This is a genomic window from Flavobacterium zubiriense, from assembly GCF_041729725.1.
Taxonomy (GTDB): Bacteria; Bacteroidota; Bacteroidia; order Flavobacteriales; family Flavobacteriaceae; genus Flavobacterium; species Flavobacterium zubiriense.
Window position 1 is genome coordinate 89,422 of record NZ_JBCFQL010000013.1, and the last position, 23,073, is coordinate 112,494.

26 protein-coding genes are annotated in these 23,073 nt (G+C 34.5%); 12 read left to right on the plus strand and 14 right to left on the minus strand.

All coding sequences use genetic code 11. From position 1 onward, the window contains the following. Window positions 1-2: 2 nt before the first annotated feature. From AAGV28_RS12760 to AAGV28_RS12805, 10 genes are all read left to right on the plus strand, one after another. Window positions 3-290 (plus strand): nitrogen regulatory IIA protein, encoded by a 288-nt coding sequence (locus AAGV28_RS12760; protein ID WP_131910547.1) that lies wholly within the window; start codon window positions 3-5, stop codon window positions 288-290. Continuing rightward, complete coding sequence (gene traM / locus AAGV28_RS12765) at window positions 277-1,593, plus strand: conjugative transposon protein TraM (RefSeq protein WP_131910548.1); 1,317 nt, start codon at window positions 277-279, stop codon at window positions 1,591-1,593. Before AAGV28_RS12760 ends, traM begins: the two co-directional genes overlap by 14 nt. 24 nt (window positions 1,594-1,617) lie before the next feature. Then, window positions 1,618-2,511 (plus strand): conjugative transposon protein TraN, encoded by an 894-nt coding sequence (gene traN, locus AAGV28_RS12770; RefSeq protein WP_074590715.1) that lies wholly within the window; start codon window positions 1,618-1,620, stop codon window positions 2,509-2,511. A 21-nt stretch (window positions 2,512-2,532) separates the two neighbouring features. Beyond that, a complete protein-coding gene (locus AAGV28_RS12775) occupies window positions 2,533-3,093 on the plus strand; it encodes a conjugal transfer protein TraO (RefSeq protein WP_074590717.1) in 561 nt (186 codons plus the stop codon). 12 nt (window positions 3,094-3,105) lie between these two features. Further along, entirely contained in the window at window positions 3,106-3,555 is a 450-nt protein-coding gene (locus tag AAGV28_RS12780) for a DUF3872 domain-containing protein (protein ID WP_074590719.1), read from the plus strand. Between the two features lie 125 nt (window positions 3,556-3,680). After that, window positions 3,681-3,953 (plus strand): molybdenum ABC transporter permease, encoded by a 273-nt coding sequence (locus AAGV28_RS12785; RefSeq protein ID WP_373407148.1) that lies wholly within the window; start codon window positions 3,681-3,683, stop codon window positions 3,951-3,953. Window positions 3,954-4,049: 96 nt separating this feature from the next. Beyond that, complete coding sequence (locus AAGV28_RS12790; protein ID WP_373407149.1) at window positions 4,050-6,098, plus strand: ATP-binding protein; 2,049 nt, start codon at window positions 4,050-4,052, stop codon at window positions 6,096-6,098. 173 nt (window positions 6,099-6,271) lie between these two features. Continuing rightward, complete coding sequence (locus AAGV28_RS12795; protein ID WP_373407150.1) at window positions 6,272-6,580, plus strand: helix-turn-helix domain-containing protein; 309 nt, start codon at window positions 6,272-6,274, stop codon at window positions 6,578-6,580. Beyond that, the gene (locus AAGV28_RS12800) at window positions 6,564-6,860 is read left to right on the plus strand and encodes a helix-turn-helix domain-containing protein (RefSeq protein ID WP_373407151.1); all 297 of its coding nucleotides are present in this window, start codon (window positions 6,564-6,566) and stop codon (window positions 6,858-6,860) included. Before AAGV28_RS12795 ends, AAGV28_RS12800 begins: the two co-directional genes overlap by 17 nt. Window positions 6,861-7,141: 281 nt before the next feature. Beyond that, window positions 7,142-7,534 (plus strand): DNA-binding response regulator, encoded by a 393-nt coding sequence (locus AAGV28_RS12805; RefSeq protein ID WP_229941484.1) that lies wholly within the window; start codon window positions 7,142-7,144, stop codon window positions 7,532-7,534. Window positions 7,535-7,564: 30 nt separating this feature from the next. On the opposite strand, the gene AAGV28_RS12810 is transcribed toward AAGV28_RS12805, so the two are convergent. The 12 genes from AAGV28_RS12810 to AAGV28_RS12865 all read right to left on the minus strand — a co-directional run bounded on the left by AAGV28_RS12810 (window position 7,565) and on the right by AAGV28_RS12865 (window position 17,076). Further along, window positions 7,565-8,614, minus strand: a complete 1,050-nt coding sequence (locus AAGV28_RS12810) for a PIN domain-containing protein (protein WP_229941483.1) — start codon at window positions 8,612-8,614, stop codon at window positions 7,565-7,567. Window positions 8,615-8,983: 369 nt separating this feature from the next. Next, window positions 8,984-9,790 carry a PRTRC system ThiF family protein gene (locus AAGV28_RS12815; RefSeq protein WP_132109799.1) on the minus strand — a complete coding sequence of 269 codons (807 nt, stop codon included), beginning with the start codon at window positions 9,788-9,790 and terminating at the stop codon, window positions 8,984-8,986. Next, a complete protein-coding gene (locus tag AAGV28_RS12820; RefSeq protein WP_229941482.1) occupies window positions 9,790-10,512 on the minus strand; it encodes a PRTRC system protein B in 723 nt (240 codons plus the stop codon). The genes AAGV28_RS12815 and AAGV28_RS12820 overlap by 1 nt, the downstream gene beginning before the upstream one ends. Then, entirely contained in the window at window positions 10,509-11,684 is a 1,176-nt protein-coding gene (locus AAGV28_RS12825) for a hypothetical protein (RefSeq protein ID WP_229941481.1), read from the minus strand. The genes AAGV28_RS12820 and AAGV28_RS12825 overlap by 4 nt, the downstream gene beginning before the upstream one ends. Before the next feature lie 16 nt (window positions 11,685-11,700). Continuing rightward, window positions 11,701-11,919, minus strand: coding sequence for a PRTRC system protein C (locus AAGV28_RS12830; protein WP_074590740.1), 219 nt, complete (start codon window positions 11,917-11,919; stop codon window positions 11,701-11,703). Window positions 11,920-11,936: 17 nt separating this feature from the next. Further along, window positions 11,937-12,551, minus strand: a complete 615-nt coding sequence (locus AAGV28_RS12835) for a PRTRC system protein E (RefSeq protein WP_229941480.1) — start codon at window positions 12,549-12,551, stop codon at window positions 11,937-11,939. Window positions 12,552-12,562: 11 nt separating this feature from the next. Further along, on the minus strand, window positions 12,563-12,757 hold the full coding sequence (locus AAGV28_RS12840; RefSeq protein WP_074590745.1) for a hypothetical protein: 195 nt from the start codon (window positions 12,755-12,757) through the stop codon (window positions 12,563-12,565). Window positions 12,758-12,767: 10 nt separating this feature from the next. Beyond that, window positions 12,768-13,103, minus strand: coding sequence for a molybdenum ABC transporter ATP-binding protein (locus AAGV28_RS12845; RefSeq protein WP_229941479.1), 336 nt, complete (start codon window positions 13,101-13,103; stop codon window positions 12,768-12,770). 11 nt (window positions 13,104-13,114) lie between these two features. Further along, complete coding sequence (locus tag AAGV28_RS12850) at window positions 13,115-13,597, minus strand: DUF1281 family ferredoxin-like fold protein (RefSeq protein WP_229941478.1); 483 nt, start codon at window positions 13,595-13,597, stop codon at window positions 13,115-13,117. 52 nt (window positions 13,598-13,649) lie between these two features. After that, window positions 13,650-14,723 carry a DUF932 domain-containing protein gene (locus AAGV28_RS12855; protein ID WP_373407152.1) on the minus strand — a complete coding sequence of 358 codons (1,074 nt, stop codon included), beginning with the start codon at window positions 14,721-14,723 and terminating at the stop codon, window positions 13,650-13,652. A 35-nt stretch (window positions 14,724-14,758) separates the two neighbouring features. Next, a complete protein-coding gene (locus AAGV28_RS12860) occupies window positions 14,759-15,136 on the minus strand; it encodes a single-stranded DNA-binding protein (RefSeq protein ID WP_373407153.1) in 378 nt (125 codons plus the stop codon). Between the two features lie 674 nt (window positions 15,137-15,810). After that, entirely contained in the window at window positions 15,811-17,076 is a 1,266-nt protein-coding gene (locus AAGV28_RS12865) for a site-specific integrase (RefSeq protein WP_132109790.1), read from the minus strand. 789 nt (window positions 17,077-17,865) lie between these two features. Between AAGV28_RS12865 and AAGV28_RS12870 the strand changes: the two genes are divergently transcribed. Beyond that, complete coding sequence (locus AAGV28_RS12870; protein WP_373407154.1) at window positions 17,866-19,128, plus strand: glycosyltransferase; 1,263 nt, start codon at window positions 17,866-17,868, stop codon at window positions 19,126-19,128. Here AAGV28_RS12870 and AAGV28_RS12875 read toward each other — a convergent pair. After that, window positions 19,111-20,361, minus strand: coding sequence for a glycosyltransferase family 4 protein (locus AAGV28_RS12875; protein WP_373407155.1), 1,251 nt, complete (start codon window positions 20,359-20,361; stop codon window positions 19,111-19,113). The genes AAGV28_RS12870 and AAGV28_RS12875 overlap by 18 nt on opposite strands. Window positions 20,362-20,384: 23 nt before the next feature. After that, window positions 20,385-22,217, minus strand: coding sequence for an ABC transporter ATP-binding protein (locus AAGV28_RS12880; RefSeq protein ID WP_373407156.1), 1,833 nt, complete (start codon window positions 22,215-22,217; stop codon window positions 20,385-20,387). 279 nt (window positions 22,218-22,496) lie between these two features. Here AAGV28_RS12880 and AAGV28_RS12885 point away from each other — a divergent pair, with 279 nt between their 5' ends. Continuing rightward, window positions 22,497-23,066: an L-threonylcarbamoyladenylate synthase gene (locus AAGV28_RS12885; protein ID WP_373407157.1), complete on the plus strand. Its 570-nt coding sequence runs from the start codon at window positions 22,497-22,499 to the stop codon at window positions 23,064-23,066. Window positions 23,067-23,073 lie beyond the last annotated feature (7 nt).

Genomic DNA, 23,073 nt, shown 5'->3' on the forward strand with positions numbered 1-23,073 from the left:
ACATGAAAAAATTAAGAGCAAATATGGATAGGTATTTTAACAAGTTGGACGAACGATGGCTGGCATTACCCGTTGGAAAACAGCATAAATACACCTTATACTTTTTTATAGGCTATCTACTTCTTACCGCAGGAGTTATTTTAAAAGTATGGTATGATGCAGGCAAAGCCGATAACAATTTGGTCATTGAGCATATCGAAAATCCTGTTCTCAAAAAGAAAGAAAGTCCTGAAAAACTGAAGGACACATTGACAACAATTTTTAAAAATAAATTTTATGAAAGAAAATGAAAAAAGGGTCAGCATTCTGGTTGAGGAAGGCGACCAAAACAAAGTATCCAACCTTACGGAGGATAAAAAGAGTGCCATTGAACGATTTAAAAAACCACTCATTTTTGGTTTAATGGGGATTGTTTTTATTGGTTGTTTATACCTGATATTTAAACCCTCGGCAGATAAAAAAGAAATGGAAAACATCGGACTAAACGATGCTTTTCCACAGGCTACCGAAGCAGGAATGCAGGATGATAAACAAAAAGCTTATGAGCAAGATATGCTGGAACAGAAAGACCAGGAAAGCCGAAATGCCCTAACTACGCTATCGGATTATTGGAATACCGATAGCACACAGCAGACTAAAGAAGAATTGCCCGAAGAAGACCAAAACAATGGTATGATGACTGGAAAATCGGGCACTTCTACACTAAACAGTTACCGAAATGCACAAAGCACATTAGGTTCATTTTATCAGGATAATAACAGCGAAACACAAGAACTACGCAGGCAATTGGACGAACTAAAAGAAAAATTGGCTGAAAAAGATATACCTGTCGGTGTAACTGTAAATGACCAATTGACGTTGATGGAAAAATCGTATCAGATGGCTTCAAAGTATCTGCCTTCGGGAGGAAATACCGAAAAACCTGTAAGCACCGACAGTGCTAGCCGAGGTTCTTCTTCAAATTCTCAGAAAGAATATTTTGTAGCATTCACACCTACAAGAAAGAAAGCTGTATCGGCTTTGTACAGAGAACCTACGGATAGTGCTTTTTTAGCCGACTGGAGCGAAAAAAAAAACCGAGGTTTCTATACTGCTGGAACAGTAGAGCAAGTCGCTCAACCAAAAAATAGCGTAAAAGCCAGCATACAGGAAACACAGACCATTATTGGCGAAAGCGGTGTACGACTGCGTTTGTTAGAACCTGCACAAACGCCAAACCGTACCATTCCGCAGGGAACAATTTTAACGGCAATCGGAAAGTTTCAAGGTGGCAGGTTACAGTTAAAAGTTACATCTATTGAGCTTGAGGGCAATATTATCCCAGTAGATATAACCATCTACGACCTCGATGGTCAGCAGGGTTTGTACGTTCCCTATTCGCCAGAACGTAATGCAGTTACCGACATCGTAGCCAATATGGGAAATGCCACAGGTTCAAGCTTCAGTATGAACTCGTCAACAGGACAACAGATTGGTTCCGACCTCAGTAAAAGTGCCGTACAAGGTATTTCGGGTTATTTCGCCAAAAAAATACGAACACCAAAAGTTACGCTAAAAGCAGGACATCAAGTTTTCCTTGTTTCTAAAAAATAATATTGAACTCAAATAATTAAGAAAATGAAAAATCATATAAAAACTTTTTGGGCTTTTGCCCTTATCATCGGCTTTGCCGTAAACACTTTTGCACAAGACAGTATAAAAGCACCGCTAAATTTAGGCAAGATAGAACCGTACCAAATGCAAGTAACTTATGACAAGACTACTCATTTGATTTTCCCAACCGCCATACGTTATGTGGATTTGGGAAGCGAATACCTGATTGCAGGAAAAGCAGAAGATGCGGAAAACGTACTTCGTGTAAAAGCATCGGTAAAAGATTTCGAAACGGAAACCAATTTTTCGGTAATTACCAATGACGGTCGATTTTACAGCTTCAATGTATATTATAGTGCTTATCCGGAAGCGTTGAGTTACGATCTGCTGACAATGCAAAAAGCAGTGGATAAGGAAAATGGAAATGATGTGCTTTTTGAAGAATTGGGTAACAATTCGCCATCATTGTCAGGTTTGCTTTTGGAAACGATTTACAAAAAAGACCAGCGAATTGTAAAGCATATCGGTGCTAAAAGTTTCGGTATTCAGTTTATCCTAAAAGGAATTTACATACACAATGGCAAATACTATTTCCATACAGAATTGAGAAACCGTACCAATGTGCCTTTCGGAATTGATTTTATCAATTTCAAAGTAGTAGATAAAAAAGTAGCCAAGCGTACCGTAGTGCAGGAAAGACCAATGATACCATTACGTACTTATAAGCCATTGAATGAGATTGGCGGGAAAGCAATCGAACAAAACGTATTCCTTTTAGACCAGTTTACCATTGCCGATGACAAGGTTTTGCTGATTGAAATCTTTGAGAAAAACGGTGGCAGACACCAAACGCTTCAGGTAGAGAATTCAGATTTAATCAAGGCTCGACTAATTAATGATATGCACCTGAAATTTTAATAACCCTTTTAAAGTAATAATATGAGAAAGTATATCTATACCGTAATGTTCGTATTAATGGGCATTACGATTGCACAAGCACAACGAATGTTACCTAAGCAAAAAGGCTTGGAAGTAAGTGCCGGTGTATTATCTGGCGATAAAATCGGAAACGATTATTATATCAATTTAGCAATGACTATAAATGGCAAAAACGGCAATTACCAATTTTGGGCATTGGAATATACGCACCAATACCATTCTTATAAAGACTTGCATATTCCGCAAGAAACTTACACAGCCGAAGGCGGTTACAGTTTATTCCTCTTGGGTGATGCCCGAAAAAACATAACGCTAAATGCCGGAATAACTGGCGTAATCGGTTATGAAGCCATCAACCGTGGCGAAGCAATGTTGGATGACGGAGCGAAAATAGTGAGTGAGGACAATTTCATTTACGGAGCTGGTGGTCGGCTGACTTTTGAAACGTATCTATCCGACCGATTTGTGTTAGTCCTGCAAGGACGTACAAAGGTTTTATGGGGTACAGATATGAAACAATTCCGTCCGTCCGCAGGTGTGGCATTAAGATTTAACTTTTAAAAACGTATAATAATGACAGCATTTTTCAATCAATTCAAAATAGGATTACTGCCACTATATGTATTGTTGGCAATCCTCACAAGTTCGGTTACTTTGGTATCTTGTAGCAAAGATGACGAACTCGAAATACGGAACGATTTTCCTTTTGAAGTACAGGTTATGCCTGTTCCCAAAGACGTATCGAATGGGCAAACCGTAGAAATAAGGATGACAATAAAACGAAGCGGTAATTACAGCAATACACAATATTTTATCCGTTACTTTCAGTTTGATGGACAGGGAACTTTAAGATATTATAATGAACCTGCGTATCTACCAAACGATTTATATCCTTTACCAACAGAGCAGTTTCGATTGTATTATACTTCTACGTCCACTGTGTCGCAATCATTTGATGTATGGATTTCTGATAGTTTTGGAAATGAAAAGAAACTGAATTTTCAGTTCAATAGTAGTGATTAATAAATAAAATCCTGTCCGCAAGGCAGGATTTTTTTATGCTACCACGCTCACATTTTATATTTTTGTGATGTAGTGAAACAAATATTTTTTGTAAATTCATATGTAGAAATGTAATAGCTATTATTATGGTTGCATCATTAGTTATAGGGATACTATTTTTGGTTTTAGGCATGGCGCTTCGCTACTGGATTAATCGTAGAAAGTTTTACAGGCGAAGCCCTATAGGTGCTGAAAGCTTTTCCTCTTATGAAAAATCGGTTGGCATTAAGTTTATTGAGCGTGTTGGCAAGTGGATAGCTTATGCTCTGATTATCTTCGGACTATTGTCATTATGGGTTTATTCCCGGGAGAAAAACGATAATGAAAAACAGACGAAAGCAGTGGAAAGTACGCGATAAGAAAACAATTAATCATACCTAAACGATGGTTATTTGCCTAACTTTGGCAAATCTAAACTAGATCTATACCTTATCTTTATCAAATATTCGTAATCAATGAAGTCAACAACTAAAAAGATAACTACTAATACGAGGGTAATAAAAGACCTCTTGACTAAGTATAGAGATACATTTCAGGCATTCCGTGAATTAATTAACAATTCATTGCAAGCGGAATCGAAAAATATTAAAATTAACATTGAATACGTAAATGAAGCAAATATTAAGTCGCCAATTAAGAGTATTGAAATAGTAGATGACGGATTTGGAGTTCCGTTCAATGAATTTGATAAAAGGATTTTAGAAATTGGAACTACCTCAAAAGCAAGTGGTCAAGGAATTGGGAGATTTAGTTCTTTGCAGATTGGAGAATTGATGCACATTGAAACCGTTGGATTTGACAAAACCAAAAAACAGTTCTCTAAGACTAAATTCAGTATGGACACACTAGACTTTAATGACGCCCAGTTGGAAGAAACTGAATTTAAAGTTGACTATGAATATCTTGAAGGAGAACACAATCCATATTACAAAGTTAAGATTGAACAACTTCATCATAACAAACAGGAAAAGCTCGCTAAAAGAAATAAAATACACGAACACTTTTTATCCCAAAATATTGATCAAGCAATATTCGAACATTACCCATTTGAGATTTTTCACAATACCGTAAACTTCATAATAAATGGGAATGCTTTAAAAAGAGAACATTTCGTAATAGATAAGCCCTCAAAAAAAACGATTAACTACGTCGATAAAAAAGGTAAAACCCATGAACTAAATTTTTACTTCTATAATATCAATTCAACTTTAAACAAAGTAAAAGTCTTTTTCCAAACTGATAACGCAGGATTAAAGAGTGTCGCACACGAATATACTTATTCTTCTGATTGGTATACGTCAGATTTGGGCACTTGGTTCATTTATATTGAATCCCCAATGTTGAATGCTGATTTGTTTAGGAATTTGGATTTAGAAGCATTAGGAGAGGCAGAAATAAACAACCTGAAAAACACTATTAAGGAAACGATTAATGATTTTTTCAAAGCTAAAAACAAAAGGTTCGAAAAATTTCTAAATTCTTTAGAAAATGACAAGTACTATCCTTATCAAAACAACGAGCAGCCTGCTTCGAAATCTCAAGAAGTCCTATTTAAAAAAGTCGCTTATTTATTAGAAGATGAACATCAACTTATCCAAAAGGATGATAAAATAAGAAACTTCTTGTATCCATTACTCGACAAAGCAATCAGCAATGGAAATATTCAATATATTTTCAATAAGGTATTAAAGCTTTCGGAAGAGAGTTTAGAGAAATTCCAAAATCTATTAGAGAAAACTGATTTAGAAGATGTGGTTCATTTTGCAAGTGTTGTGGCTGATAAAACAGAATTTTTAGAATTTCTCCATGAGTTAACTTATGGTGAACTATCAAAACACTTAAAGGAAAGAAGTCAACTACACAAAATAGTTGAAGATGAACTGTGGCTATTTGGAGAAAACTATAATGGAACACCTAAATTATGGTCAGACAAAAAGATTGGCAATATCTTAAAGGAATTAAGGATAAAATATTTCAATTATGAACCAACAAAAGACGATGAAAATTTAATTGAATTTGATGAAAGCGGATTAAACGACATCACTGATTTATTCTTTTTCAATGAAAAGATAACTGACACTGATGTCAAGGAAATAATGGTTGTTGAATTGAAATCGCCCAAATGTGCAATTAGCAAAAAAGAATTGAATCAAATTGATGATTATGCTTTTACAATTGAACAACATTCTGCATTACCAAACGAAAAAGTAAAATACAAACTGATTTTAATTTCATCTCGTCTAACAAAATATGCTAAATCACAAGTGAAATCTCGAAGATTGAACTTTCCTGACAATCCATTTATGTACGATAAAAAAACTGAAAAGAACATTGAGGTTTATGTAATGGAATGGTCAGAACTGATAGAACAGAATAAACGAAAATTGAGTTATTTAGCGAATAAATTAGAGGTAAAAGATAAATCCGTAAAAACGAAATTTGAAAAAGAGTATGCTGAATTAGTTGATGAAAAAATATCAGCTCAATTAAGACTTGTAAAATAAGTACATTCATAGAACAACAGATAAAAAATCGGATGACCCAAAAGGTTATTCGATTTTTTGTTTATAGCAAAAGTAAACTGCCAAATACTTCCTTTCAACGCCAATCAACTCCAGCTTTTCCAATCCCTTTAAAAGCCTCTGTAAATTCAACTTCCACAGAAAATTGAGAAGAAATGGAAGTGATCGCAATACAAAAATCCGCATTCGATGGAATGAAAAATGAGCTGAAGGATCTTTTGGAAATGACCAAAGATGCTACCGAAAAATATGCCTCTATTTTCAATAAAGAAAAGTGGTTAGATAACCAGGAAGTGTGTTTGATGATGAACATTACCAAACGGACTTTACAGACTTATAAGGATAAGGGTATATTATCATATTCCAGATTAAACCGCAAAAATTATTATAAACTCTCGGATGTAAAGGCTTTGCTCGAAGCCGGACAGCCGTCTAATACCGACACCGATGGATTTAATGACTAATGAAGCAGAAGAGATTATAGACCATCACGAAATGATAATCTTATTGAAAACCCGTATTGAGAAAATACTGAAATATTACCGTCCTGTAATGAACGGTGAGATATACCTGTCAGGTCAGGATGTATGTGAAATGTTGTACATCAGCAAACGTACATTACAGCAATATAGGGATGACAAAATACTGCCCTTTATCCAAATAGGGGGCAAAATCATTTTTAAACAATCAGATATACTCGCTGAACTAGAGCAGAATTATGTAACCAATAAAGCCAGTTATTAATTATTTTTTTGACCCAATTGGCTTTAAAGGTATGGTGAGTATCAAAAGCAGTTTAGTATCTTTGTAACGAAATATAGAAAATCTTAAAGTGTTTTTACTTTAAGTCCCACATTGAAAACTGGTAATTTTTAGACAACGGGACAATAAGAAAGAACACCTATGCCATAGGCGTAGGTGCTCGCTTATTCGTTGTCGGGTATACCAGTACCTCAATGTGCGGTAAGTGTAGTGGCCTGCGCCTTATTTTTTTGCAGGTGTCCACTAACAATAAAATTGATGTTATGGAAACAGATGCCCACCAAAAAGAAATTAGCGTAGCATTTATCAATGATATAAGCCCGGTGCTGGATGAGATTTGCAAAAGTCTTGCTACTTCAGGAATTAAAATAGTTTTTCGTTCAGAGCATATTAAAGACGGATTATTTCAATTATCAGCATTGAAAACACTTCCCAAAGTTTGCGTGATTGACCTTGATTTTTACAGTAAGGAAATCATCCAACAACTTATAGAAATTAGGACACAATATCCTTCCATAAAACTTATTGCCTATAGTGATATTGATGAAGAAAACATAGTATCTTCTCTTGTTAAACTTGGCTTTTCAAGCTATTTACTTGTCGGTAGCGATACAGACGATTTAAAAAAAGCTTTCAAAAGGATATATAATGAATGATATACTTAGTTTTAGTAAACAGTTAAGTTTTTAATCTATATCACCAACTTCAACATCAGTAATTTCAAAATCAGAACATATCTCATCCTTTTTTAGATCAAAATTGAAAAACACCTTAAAAGTTACATTTTTTTCACCAACATTCGAGTATCTATCTTCTCCAGGGTCACGTACTGCATTATATTGTAAAATCTCAACTTCACAACTAGCATAAACTACACCTGAAATAAGAGCTGTGTCACCAAGAATTTCATGTTCAATCTCTTCGCAGTCTAAAATTTCGCATCCATACGCTACCATCTGCCCATCAAAAAAATAATCATCAGAAAGTATATCGGAAGGATGGAGATTATCTATTTTCTTGTGTATTTCGTCTTCAATTGCCTTTTCGAAATTCTCTTTTAGGATATTCAAAACAAATTCTTGGTCAATATCAATTTGATTAATGTATGCTTGGAATTTGTTCTCAGGACCTTCGAGAACAGTTGCATTAGTTTTAATAAATTCGAAAGACTTATTGATTACTGAAAATCTGGTCGTATCTAATTCTAAATCTGGATGGATTTTTGATTTGTCTTGTTTTGAGCAAAAATCCGAAGTATTATTTGTTAACAGGATACAATCCGAAGTATCATTGCTTTCAACATAGTGAGAATATGTTTTCCAAATTATAGCATCTTTCAATTCTGATTTTTCTTCAGTAAATGGTTTCTTTCTATAAATTGCTCTTTCTACAAGATCCGGTAAAAAGTCGTTATAATATGGTAATAAAAAAAAATTATCATTGTAAGTTAGTCTTTTATAGAAAGTGTCAAATTTTTCTAACTGTTCGGAAATAGATATTTCTGTTATTTCTGCCTCAATTTTAAGTCGAATAGCATCTTTAATTATTTTTTTTATTTCCCTATTTTTATCCTCAAGTTCTCTTTGAAACTGTCTTCGCAATTCCAAACGAACAATTTCAGACATATACAGGTTCAACAGACCTTCTTTACAATAATCAAGTATTTTCTTATTTGACTTATTATCAAAAAAATAGTCTTGAAATAGTATATTTGAATCTAGGAAAATATTCATCATAGTGGTAATATTTGATATAGCAAATTGCAAAAATACTTTAAAAGATAATGTAATAGAGTTTGTATGTTGTACTTTTTTATTATCTCACAAATTTGAGAGAGGGAAGTGTTAGTCAAAATCATTCTAAAAAAGCGACGTTCTTTTGCTTCTTTTCTTTGGTCGCAGATATGAAAAGAAAAGAAGTTCGCTAAAAGCAAAAATGGGATAATGAGTATCCCACGCAAATAATAACGCAACCTGTTTGGCAAAATGTAGGGGAAGGGAATTGTGGAGCAGTGCATTTTGACAAAGGGGTTGCACCTAATTAAATGCAAAAATGCGTTTCCGACCGTAGCGAGGAATTGCATTTTTGCCGCCCGATTTTTCGGGTCAGGTGACTTTTATCGGGTGGGTATTAAAATCTTTCAGATTATGAAAAAATCCTCTGTATTCCGTCATTCCATTGCGGAACAAGCCCCAAAGCAAAGAACAACCCATTTGTACCAATGACGAATTAATAAATAAATCCTGCTTTTCTAATGCTTCAGCTAAACTGCAACTTGGCGTGTCGTCCTGCTCTTCAGACTGTTTTAAAAGTTCGCCAAATTCATCAGTAATAAATGGCAGGCTTGCCACCGTTTCGTATTTCTCGGAATTGGGTTGTTTAATTCTTCCTATTGTAGATAGTAGCACTTGTCCTGTGTGCTGGCTGTTACCGAAATCTAACCAATAACGTGGGCGGTTGGAATAGGCTTTACCGTTGTTCAGAATATTCAAAATATCCGCAATCCCAAACCTTGCTTTTACGCTGTCCACGCAAGAAATATAAATACTTGCTCCTGCATTTTCGGGCAATTTATCCAAACGGTCTTTTTCAAATTTTACCGTTTCGGCTTTCCAATTTGTTCCCGAAAATCGGTTGGCTCTGTTAATTAGTGCAACGGATTTGTACAATCCAATTTCACATTCTGCAAAACGCTGTCTGCCCAAATTTGCTTGGGTAATTACATCATCATCCCAAAGGCGGATTTGTAGTCCTGCGTGTCCCAACTCAGTTAAACTGTGGTTCATTTCCATTAAGGCGGTCAAAACCTTTGAACCTGTTCCACCTGCACCGATTACATTTATCAAAATCGGATTGGTAGGATTGATTAAATCTCTGTCTGTAAAATGTATTTTTTGTTTAGCTGTATTCATCACAATAGGTTTTTAAGTGTTTTGTTATTTGGTTTCAATACTTCTTTTGGAAAGGGGGTGTCTGTACCAATTAGGTCTTTCCAAATGGTTACACAATTTCCTTTTATCGGATTGTAATTCCCCAATAAATGGCTGAAATAACTGTTGAAAAAATAGCTTTCCCACGCTTGTATAAATTCTTCCACCGAAGCCGAATTTTGAATATCAATATTTACTGTTCCCATACATACGTTGCCATTTTCGTACACATTAAAAAATGGAGCGTAATGCAAAGGCGTTTTTTCTATGGGTCTTCTATCGCTTGACAAAGCAAATACAGAAAGGCTATTTTTATTTGCAAACCAAAGCATTGGCGGTACTTTAGCCTTGCCGTTGGGAATGCCCAAACCATTTACAAAATACAGTTGTCTTTGCTGTGCTTTGGTGTACCAAAGTACTGTACCTTTTTCACTCGGATTGATGTGTAAAATGTTGGTAGACAAAATTCTCTTTGGCTTTAAAAAGGCTTTGTTCTTTTCTTCATCGGTATGTAATGATTTTGCCAATACATTGGCTTCTTTTACGGTCAAAGGGTGTGCATTGATAGGGTTTCCGTTTCTATCCATATCAAAATGCTCCACATACATATCTATATTTATACCTTTGGTTTCATAAAAAACCAAAGCAGATTTTGGAAAATATAATGTTCCAAAATTCTCGGTGATGTCGTTTAAATTGTTCATTTTGTCGTCATTTTATATTCATCTAATAAACCGCATAAATGGTTCAGTAACGGAAACAAGCGGTTCTCAAAATCAAGGTTGGTTGCGGTTATTTCACTTCCGTCAAAGTGTTTGCTAATGGTGGGTTCTGCCATTGCTCCGTACTCATTAAATTCATTGTTAATGCTATCCGAAAGATTTTCATACAGCCAACCTTTGGTATCTGCTACAAATGAAATGTACTTTTCCATTCCAATGGTTTCATTGTCATAATCATCATTGTAAGGGTCTTGTTCGGAAATGGGTGCGTTTTTGAAAATACTTGTTTTTGGATATTCCGTAAAAAGTTCAAAAACTTTACAAGCCAATTGCCAACATTCTTGGTCAAATTCATCAAGGCTTTTAAAGATGTTTAAACGCTGTTTAAATAGTTGTAAATTGATACGATTGAATAGTTTCTGTTCCATTTTGTCGCCAATTTGTTCGGCTTGCTTCAACTCGCTTTTGTATCTTTCTGTTTCGTCTGTTTCATCGTCCTGTTCCACCCAATCGGTCATCATTTCATACATCCAAAACAGGTAGCTATTTTCTTGTCTGTAATACGGAATATCAGCAATGTGATACAGATAACTGCATACGCAAACCAATAACTGAGCGGTCTTTTTACGCCTTTTGTCGTTGAGCATTTTAAAGAGCGGAACCATAGGAATATAATACAAGGTCGTTCTTGTATCGTACCGTTCCTCACTTACAAAAAAGGTTTTCTTACTATTCTGTACCAATTGCAAACTATCCCAATTTAAATGGATACGTTTTAACTTGGTTTTTATATCCCACATCGCCAAAGCTATATTGTAGGGATAGCCATAAATTTGTGTTTGCATTGGTTCAATACTGTAATGCTCTGCGAGGTTGGAAAGGGATTGATAAAAATTCCGCTCTGTTTTTGCGGTTTCCTTACAAGCCTGTACGGATTGTTCCGTTTTCAGTTTAGGCAGGAATACCGACTTTAGAAAACCATTGGCAACATCGCTATTGGTACTGCTTTCCGCTTGTCTTTCTGCACTTGGTTTGCATCTTTTGGTCTTTGCATCCATTGTGCGAACTCGTTTAGCTGTCGGTGCAATTGCCGTTGTCGTTTCTGTTCGGGTATGCTGATAATTCCCGATAGGATATGTGGTTGCATAATTCATCGTTTTGATTTTTGGTTTAACCCTTTGTACCCATTACGCTTTCAAATTTGTACTCAACTGCATCGTCTTTTATTTGCGGTGCTGATACTTTTGCCGTTGTCAAAATAGGGTACATATTGGCATAAAAATTCATTACGGCTTCCACGCTCCAACGTGGTTCGGGGTCGGTCAGTTTGATGTCCTGTCCTTTATCTTTGAGTATAAAAACTCGCTCTAATTGCGTTGCTAATAACATAAATCTGATTTTTTGGGTTAATACTCTTGTTCTTCTTCTTCGTCCGTTTCATCAGTAGGATAATCTACTGTAACTTTTTCCTCTTGTTGCAGTTCGGGTTTTGTTTCTTCCATTGCTCCAAAAAGGCTCGGTGTTGCAAACTTGTCAGACAATGCTATTTTACGTTTGCGTATCTCGTCCGCTTTTTCGGGAAACTCCGTTATCTCGGGTACTTTCATCCACGCTTCACGGAATTTTCCCTCTTTTTCTAACTCATCCGCCTTTGCCATTCCGTCTTTAAATTTCTTGTCTTTGGCTTCCTGTTCTTTCTTCTGTTTGTCGGCTTTTTCTTTCTCCATAGCCGATTGTTTTTTGACTTCTTCTAATTGTTTTAGAAATTTTTCCATGTCCACCATTAAACCCGAAACGGTTTTGATGGGTGCGGTTATCTGCTCAAAAAAACCATCGTCAAACTCTTGGGGTGTTGCGTTAAATATTAGTGGCGGAATTAGGTTTTTGGCGTTATCTCCGCATTGTTCGTTATTGAGGATAACCGAAACGATTAGGTTATTTTCTGCTCTTTTTGAAATGTTCAGTTGTAATACCCCTGTAAAGTCCAACTGTGCTATCTGATTGAAAAAATTAGTATTCATTGCTGTAAAATTTAAGATGTTGTTAATTGTGCTTTGATTGCTCTTAGTTTCTCGTACATATCCGACCAATAGGTTTTCTGTCTTTTGTCAAACTCCGAAAAATTGCTGTCCTCGTGGCGATATTCTTTATATCGTCTTGCTATTTTTATGGCTTCCTTTAAATCTGTTACTTCGATTTGGCAACCATTTATGTCTGTTATTTTCATAGCTGTTGGATTAATTAATTTGTGCTATTTGTTCAATCCTACCATATACAATGCTTCTAAGGCTTGTCTTGTCGGGTGCATTGTATTCTGACCAATTGCCGTATTGCTTCACTACATAGTTTTTCAAAACATCTTCAAAACCAAACCGATAGCCGTGCAAGGGAACTGCTTTTTTGAAATAGGCATTTCGGTTTACTGCGTCTGCAAGCCAATTCTTTTCGGCTCGGTTCATTTTTTCGCCTTTGTTCAGTTTTTCCCTCAATAGATAAACCTTTGCAAATTGTAGGGTTTCCAATTCGGGTACATCATAGCGGACAAACTTGGTGGCTATTACTTTCGTTTCCATTATTCTTGTTTTTAAGGTTGATGATTGGCTATTTTCTGCTCTAACAAGGTTTCTAATATTTCCCATTCGCTGTCGTATTCTTTACCCTCAAAATGATAAGTATCGGTTTCTTGGTCAAATTGAAATTTTTCAAAATCTTCGTCTTCCAAATAAATATCTGTGAGTAGCTTGTCAGCAAATGTTGCTCTGCCATATATCAAGCAACCCAATTCCTCATAATCCTGTATGAAATTCACTTTATAGTGTTCTGCTATTTTTTGTACCACTTCCATATTAGGCGACCATTTTGTTTCGTATTGAAATACGTCTGTATCGCCTTCATACTGGTAGGTAGCAAAGAAATAACCTCCGTTATCTTCCGAAATAAAGTCGGGTAACTGTCCACATTTTTCTTTTAGTTCCTGTTCTGCCATTAACTTGAATAGCTTCTGTATCTGTTCGATTGCTTTGGGTTTACCCTCGAAAACAACCGTATTACTACACCAATTTGCCATAATGTTTGTTATTAGTAGACTACCACCGATTAAGGCGGTAGCCTGTGGTTATTTAGTTAGGGTTTAAGATTTCCGCACCATCCGTTGCAAAAGAGGTACACAAGTCAAATGCTTTCTGTGATTTGAGTTGGGCAGTACCACCCAATACAATACTCTGCAACTTGGCTTCATCATTTTTGTAATTGCGTACATTCTGATAATAGCCTGTAACGGCATTGTACGCTCCGAACAATGTGCCTTTAGTAGTATCCATTTGTTGCGTGTCGCTTATCATCGCGTAAGAAAAAGCATCATCAACGGTGTTTTTAAACAAGGTTGAAATTTCATCTTCTGCACCTTTTTTAATTAAGTCAAACGTTTCTTTATTCGGGCAAAGTGCCAATTGGATTAGCTTTCTTACTTCTCGGTCTGTTACTTTTACGCTTGCCCATTCATTAAAAATGTCCTCTAATTGGTTGCTCAAAGTGTTCGCCAGTCCCATAATTTTATGGGCGTTTTCGATACGTTGTTTTGCTCCCGAAGTATGTTTGATACGAACTACATTGGTCATACTGCGTAGCGAAGCATTTAGCGTATTTTGGCAAACAATTCTGACAGGTGTAAATGCGGCTGTGATACTTCCGCTACCATCGTGCGAAGTAGTTAGGAAAATGTATTTTTCTGTTACATCATCACCATTACCTACACGGATATAGTCGGGCAATTTGGCTGTGATAAATATGCGCTCTCCGTTGCCTAACGCTCCTGCGGTTTCATACAGAATACCCTCGCCACCGCCTACAATAGCATCAAAGAAATTAAAGGCTTCACGGTTTTGTACGATGTGGTAATCCTTACCAACTACACCTAATACTACATTGTTATCGGTGCGTATGTTGGCGAAATAGTTAGGTACTTCCAATTCACTACTGCCTATCTCTATGCCGTTTGCCGTTTCGATAATACCCGAACTTTTGGTAAATAGTGGTGATTTTACAACTTCGTAATCTAACCCTGCGTGTTTGATAGCTTCTTCGCTTGTTGGGTATTGCTCCACGATTTGCCCTAAACCGTGCCACGCTTTTTGTTGTACGCTAAAGAATGAATAACGTCCTGTTCTCTCGTTAAAATTGATATTATGTGCCATGATAAAATGATTTAAAATTGTTTGAATACTTGTTGTTAAAATGGGAGGTCGTCCTCTGTTTTTTTAGTGGCTGTTTCTACGGTAGCTTGTACAGTTTCTGATTTTTTACCACCTCCGTGCAGTTTGATTTGGGAGGTGTGAAAATTCAGTCCTGCGTGTGCTTCTCCGTCATTGCCTGTCCACGCTCTTGCAGTTACCCTGCCTGATAATTCCACCAACGAGCCTTTTGTTAGGATTTTGGCAACATTGGGCGTTATCCAATAGGAGCAATCAAAATAGGTCGTCTGTTCTATGCGTTCGCCCTGTTTGTTACGGTAGCTGTCGTTGATTGCTACCGAAAAGTTTACTACTTGTTTTTGCTGTGACGTTGTGCGTACCTCTGCATCTCTCGTCAATCTTCCTGTGATGTTCATAATTTCTATTTTTTGCGTTATTGATTTTGTTCTGATTTTATTCTGATTTTATTTTTTTTGATTTATTCGGTAATGAGAGGAGGTGCTGAAGTTTCGTTTCTCTTTTACCATTTCTAATGCTGTATTTTTTCATTTCTGACATTTTTTTTATTCGTTTAAAGAGCCGGAGTATGCTTTGTTTCGTTTCACGAGCATAAAAGGTTCGTGTTTAGCAACAGCAAGGTTTTGACAAAAAATACGACCCGAATGGGTGGAGATTTTTTGGCAAACCCGCAGGGCTTGACCTTGATGCTGCGTTAAGAACACGGAAATACCTTTGCTCTTGAAATGGGACAAAACAGCATACTGGCTCTTGGATAAAAGCCTATGTGGAAGCCAATGGAAAAGGCATTAAGAAATGGTCTATGTGATTACAAAACCAGCATTTATCTGGCAGAATTTTTAACCATTTTTAAGTGTTTGTGGCTATGAAAGCCACCAAAAGGATATTGAAAAATATTGCTTGGAATTTGGCCAGAATTTTTCGATATGTTTTTCAGTATATCCAACCAAAGCTCTTTTATGCGATGGGGTTGAGGAAAGAAAATAAATGTGCTTTGGGGATAAAATATGGGCACAAAAAAAGCAGGATCGTTAAATCCTGCTTCTAAATCTTACCTAAAGGATTATAAAATCTATCCAACAACAAGCTCTTCCTTAGTAGCTAAAAATGCACGTTCCATAGATTGGAATTTATCTGAAACCAAATCCATATCCTTACTGATTTTTTGGCTGGTAATTTTAGCATAAATCTGTGTGGTAGAAATGTTTTTATGCCCCATCATTTTGCTAAGGCTTTCAAGTGGAACACCTTCGGTCAGAAACATTGTTCCGAAAGTATGCCTGGCTGTATGAAAACCAATTTTATGCTCTGGAAAAACCTCTGCCTGCCCTGCAACCTTGCGGATATGGGTGTTGCAAGTAGCATTAGATGGTATAGGGAAAACAAGTTCATTCCTCATAACACCCACGTATTTATTAATTATTCTTTTAGGTATTTCAAGCAAACGCACATTTGATGCAATGTCTGATTTTTTACGCCTGCTTATGATCCATTGATGCCCGTCAAAGAATGATTGGATATTGCTTCGCTTTAACTTCTTAATATCGGCATAAGATAAACCTGTAAAGCAACTGAATACAAATAAATCCCGGACTAAGTCAAACCTTGCATCTACTTTATGAACCATAATCTTCTCCACATCTTCTTTCAGCAGATAACCCCGATCTTTCTCGTTCATCGTAATCTCGTAATCTTCGAAAGGATTTTTTCTGATTAGTCCTTTTTTAATAGCAAGCTCTACCATTCGGATGACAGGCATCGTATAAACCCATACGGTATTATGCGTACATTCCTTATCTACACGCAGAAAGAAGTCGAACTCACGAATAAAATCTGGTGTAAGTTCTCTGAAAGCCATATCGGGTCTGTAATAACGCAATTGGATAAACTCAGCTAAGTGTCTATAAACAATATCATATTTCGCATAAGTGCTTGCAGAACGTTGTTCTTTATCGACCATTTTTTTAAAGTCGCCATTGTGATCTGCAAAAACAGTAAGAATTGTATCGGCCATAACACCGATACCTAAAAAGGAAATCTTTAGTTTTTGTGCTGTAACGAAACCTTCATCTTTAAACATTTCATCATAATGCTGGTCTATGCGCAATCTTATTTTATCCAATTTAAGGTTGATTGCCAATGCTTGGGTACTCTTGCCTAAAACCCTACCGTGTTTTAAATCCCATATTTTAGGATCTATTTCTAATTTTGTACTGAAAGATGTTGGTTTACCATCAACGGTAATACGCCCCATAATTGCAACTGTACCATTCTTCTTCGGTTCATTTTTCTTTAGGTAGAAAAGTAGTTTGAACGTGGATTTTTTTGTCTTCTCCATAACTCAAAAATTTAATGTTTAAAATTAACTTTCATTGAGTTACAAGTAAATATGAAAAATGATGCAAATAACTGAAGTATAAATGGTTATAGTATTTTATTTAGGTATTAACCAGTAACGATTTAGTAACCTAACCTTGTCATTTCAAGCCCAAAAACTAAAGTACACAGTCTTCCAACTTTGTACTACCACTTTATAAACCACTATATAGTAACGGTTTTCGCCGTTTTGCTTACTTTTGCTTTTTATTAATTCTTTTTACAAAAAAACACTGAAAAAACGCATTCAATTATGTTGTTTGAAAACCAGTAGCTGTTCATTGTTAAATTAGTCAAAATTTAGAATTGAGTTTAAAACTCAATGAAAGAATCCGTTTTAATATGCTGAAATTTTATTTAGTCCAGGATTTATTTTTTGCTGTCTTTTTACAATCAAGATTTTTTTTTAACATTCATCTAAGAAATTTAAATTCAATTACATAAAACATAATTAACTAAATAATTTGAATTTAATCAATATCAAACGCAACTATTTTTTTTTTCTCCATCTTTTAATAAATAATCATCTTAAAGTTTTTTTTTACAAACTGAAAATTTTTCTATATGAATTTATTTTAGAAATTAATTAAATAATCTTTGGGATGTAATTAGCTTTTGGCAGTTACATCCCATAGATTACCTAAAATTTATTTGTGTACAGATCTATTTTCTTGATTATATAATATTCTGAAACAGTAAGAATTTTTACAGCATTTTATTTTTTAAATAACCATTAAAGACATATACAAACATGGAAAACACCATTGTCAATTACCATGCTACCTTTTCAAAAACTTCTGGTATTTCTGAGGCTGCTAGAGCAAATTTTACAGCACTAAAAAGCAGTCGTTTTACAGTTAATCAAATTAATTATATTGAGAACAAGCGTCAATTAATTAGAGAACATAATAATGTACTAATTGATATTGACCAAAAAACAATCAACATCTATCATATCAATATTAATGATATTCCCTCTTATATTTTAAACAACAAAATACGTACATTACCAAACACTTACAACATTGCTTATTGGGCCTGGGAATTCAACAAACTTCCAGAAGAGTTTGTTTCATTAATTTCCCTTTTTGATGAAATATGGGTTCCTAGTAGCTTTTGTCAAAATATTTTTACCTCATATTCTTTCAAACCTGTTGTAAAAATCCCTCATTTGATAGAATCAATAGAGATTGAAGAAAGCAAACCTAAAATAGAATTACAAAATAAATTTGTTTTTTTATCCATATTCGATTCACTGAGCACTCCCGAAAGAAAAAACACAGATGGCCTTATCCAATGCTTTTTAGACACTTTTTCTACTAATCCTGACGTTGTACTAATATTAAAAACAGTTAATTTAGAAAAAAACAAACGATTATATAAGAAACTTACTGAAAAGGCAAATCACCATAATTCGATTATACTTATTAACGAGAACTATACTAAAAAAGAAATCATACAGCTCATTGATTCCTGTCATTCTTATGTTTCCTTACATCGATCCGAAGGTTTTGGATTGACTCTTGCCGAGGCTATGTTAAGAAACAAAATCGTAATAGGAACTGGCTATTCGGGAAACTTAGAGTTCATGAATGCCCAAAATAGTTTCTTAGTTCCTTATCAGTTAATCACAAAAGATGAAGATGCTGGTTTTATAAAAAAAGGGTATCAATATGCTGAACCTGATATCGATAATTCAAAGAAGATTTTAAAATTCGTTTATGCTAATTACAATAATCTCGAAGACATAAAACTAAATGCTAAACAATCCATAGAAAACTCATTTAGCAAAAAAGCCATTGGCGATTTGATGAATTCCAGATTAGCTAAAATAAGTTCTTTTATGAAAGAAAGAAGCAATGTCAATTTAGCTAAAAACAGCGAGTTAATCACTGAAAACATACGATTAAAACACGATATTAAGAAATATGAAGGAAATATAATTATAAAATTTAAAACTATTTTAAAATCAAAAACACAAAAAATGGTAGCTTATCTATTTTTTATATTTTGATTTTATGGTTCGTAGTGCTTTCTTGCAACTTAAAACACAGCTAATTAACTTGCTTTTTTGCATTTTTCTTAACTCTGCTTCTAATTCTTTCACTCTACTTTTATAATTGATTAAAAGTATCATGCTTTCATTTGCATTTTTAAAATTACGTTTAATAGATTCTGCTCTAGTAAGCATTTTAGAACCAATGCTTTTATATGATAATTTATTTTGAGTATCAATTTGAGCTTTTTTAGCTTTTTCCTTTGCTAAATTTCTATCATTGTAAGCTAATCTCATTTTTTCAACACTATCTACTAACAAAGGATCAGCCCAAATGGTATTGTTACAAAAATTAACATCAGGGTTTTCTATAGAATTAATTACATAGTCTACAAGAAAACTATTTCCCTTATTCATAAATTCTAAATTTCCTGAATAATTTGTAGCAATTGTCGGTTTCCCTAAACACATTGCTTCTGCAAGTGTTAACCCAAAACCTTCTGAATGATGCAACGAAACATAACAATCACATTGATTTATAAAATGATTTAAATCGTTTTTTTCTAAATCAATGTCAACAATCTTGATATTAGATTTATCTCTAATTTCATTTAGTACTAAAGCATAATCTTTAGGATTGTTTTTTGCATTAGAACATTTGATAATTAACTCAACGTCAGTCTCAACTGGAAAAGCTTCAATAAAAGACTGAATTAAAAACAAGGTATTTTTCCTTTTTATGGAGCTTCCAAAATTAAAGATAAACAAGAAACTGTATTTTTGATTATCGTATATATCTAGAAAGCCTTTTTTTGCCAAAGGAGTTAAATCAACTTCAACAGGATGCGGAACCGTCATAATTGGCCCCAAGAAATGTTGCCTGAAAATATCCCTGCAATACGTTGATGGAGTCCATATTTCATGAAATAAGTGAAGTGTTTTTTGTATTTCCTCAGGAACATATTCTGATTCCCAAACAAGAAACAAAATATTATATCTATTTAAAAAGGAAGTAGTTTGAATTCCTGAAAAAAAATCAGAAATATCATTAAGTGATAATTGAATTAAGTTGATACTATATTTAAAGCTATCTTCATTAATAGTTCCTTTTTTTAATTTCAAATAATCAATCTTAGCACAAGATAAGCCGACTGATTCCATTGCTTTTAGGTTCAATCGAACGGCTTCCCCTAAACCAAATTCTCCATCAATATAACCAACAACATTAACACCTAAATCTAACTTATTCATTTTTAATTTTCAAATATTAAACTCTAATTCACCTCCAAAGACTGTAAACTAACCAAGTTCGCATAATTCCCTTTCATGTTCAATAATTCCTCGTGAGTACCTTGTTCAACAATTCTTCCTTTACTCATTACCACAATTAAATCGGCATTTTGAATCGTTGACAAACGGTGAGCAATAACAATAGAAGTTCTATTCTCCATCATGTTTTCTAATCCCACTTGTACTAATTTTTCCGATTCGGTATCCAATGCAGATGTGGCTTCATCCAAAATCATAATGGGAGGATTTTTCATTACTGCTCTTGCAATCGCCACACGCTGACGCTGTCCTCCAGATAACATTCCACCTCCATCGCCCACAGGACTATTGTATTGCTCTGGAAATTCGGAAATAAAATTATGAGCATTCGCCACTTTAGCAGCACTTACAATCGCTTCTATGTTAGGATTATCAATACTTAACGAAATATTATTAGCAATAGTATCATTAAATAAAATAGAATCCTGAGCCACAATTCCCATTTGTTTCCTTAGCGAATCTGTTGTAACCTCCTTGATATTGACACCATCAAAAGTGATACTTCCTTCGGTAACATCATACAATCGAGTAACTAAATTGGCCAAAGTCGATTTCCCACTACCCGATTCTCCTACTAATGCCACTCTTTTTCCTTTTGGTACCGTTAGATTAAAATCTCTTAAAACATATTCCGAATCGTACTTAAACGAAACATTAGTAAACTTAATTTCATTTTTAAATTCGGTAATCGCTATAGCATCAAGATTGTCTTTTAGCGGATTGGTTGCGTCTAAAATAAAAGCAACTCTCTCATAAGCGGCATTTCCTCCCATTAAAGCTTGGTTTGCCTTTGTAATTGCCTTAGCTGGTGTCAAAATTTGGTAGGCTAATCCCATATAAGCAATAAAAGCACTTCCACTCATAGAACCATCAATTAACACCAAAGATCCTCCATAAACTAACAAAATAGAGATTACAAAAATCCCTAAAAATTCACTCATTGGACCTGCCAAACTCATTCGGACTCCAATTTTATTGTTCAAATTATTTATGTATTCTGTGGAATTAAAATAACGACGTATAAAAAATTGCTCCGAAGTAAAATTTTTAATCACTTTTATTCCTCCAAGAGTTTCTTCAATATCGGATAATAAATGCCCCTCTAATGAAAAAATATCACCCGATTGGCTTTTGATGGATTTACTCATTCTCGATATCAAAAATCCAGAAATAGGTAAAAACAAAAACACGAATATGGTCAATTTCCAACTGATAAAAAACATGGATGCCAAAGTAAAAACAATCGTTAGTGGTTCGCTTACCATCATTAAAATACTTAAAAAAGCACTTTTAATCGTGTTAATATCCGAAGTCATTCTCGAAATTAAATCTCCCTTTCTTTCATTCGAAAAGAAAGAAACTGGCAAACTGATTACTTTTTGATACACATCATTTCTCAAATCTTTTAATATTCCATTATTCAAATACGTCATATAAACTATCGAAATGAAATTGAAAAGATTTTTCAATAAAAAAGTAGTTAAGACAAACACTACCATCCATATTAAAGTACTCAAAGCGCCATTGGTTTCAGTATTATGAGTAATAAAATAGTTTAATGAATTTTCTAAATAGCTTTTATCCAAACTTTTAAAACCTTCATAAACGGGTTTAACATGCACTTTTTCTCCATCAGAAAACAAAACTTTCATTAATGGAAAAAGTGAAAGCATCGAAATAGCCGAAAAAAAGGCATATAAAACATTAAAAATGATACTGATTATTAAATTTCTCTTATGAGGTACTAAATACTTTAAAAAGCGTTTGAAATTTTTCATTGAATGATTTTAGATTAAAGACTAACCTAATTATTTTTGAGGTCAATAATTTTTGTGCAAAGATAAAATTAAAATAGTTTTAAAACTAACAAACCAAAAATGAATAAACTTACAAAAAGCAATGTTTTTAACTCGCTAAATTTCATCTTATCGTAACCAAGACTCATTACCCACACCTAAATTACCCATACAATTACAAGCCCTTTAATAATACAATTTCTAGAAAATTTTTTCGTTCCTTTGCAAGCATCAATTTGTCACTTGAATTTTAAATAAAAAATGGAAAATCTTAACGAAGAAGTCCACAAAGCTTACGAAATAATCCAACAAGGTGGAATCATCCTTTATCCTACCGATACGGTTTGGGGAATTGGTTGCGATGCCACTAATCCTGAAGCGGTAGCCAAAATTTATGCTTTAAAACAACGAGAAGAAACCAAAAGCATGATTGTTTTAATGAATGGCGAAAAAATGATGTACAACGTTTTCAAAGAGATTCCAGAAGTTGCCTGGCAGATTCTAGATTTATCTGAAAAACCAACGACACTAATTCTGGACAATCCTAGAAATGTAGCTCCTAATCTAGTTGCATCAGACAAAACCCTAGGAATTCGATTAATTAAAGAACCTTTTTGTTTTAAATTATTGGAACGAATGAAAAAACCTTTAGTGTCAACTTCTGCTAATATTTCAGGTCAGCCCACTCCAAAAAGTTTCAAAGAAATTAGTCCCGAAATTATAAAAGGCGTGGACTATGTTGTAAATTTGCATCGCGAAAAAATTTGCCAGAATCCGTCAACAATTATAAAATTGACTAATGATTCTCAGGTAAAAGTGATTAGGAAGTAGAAAAGAG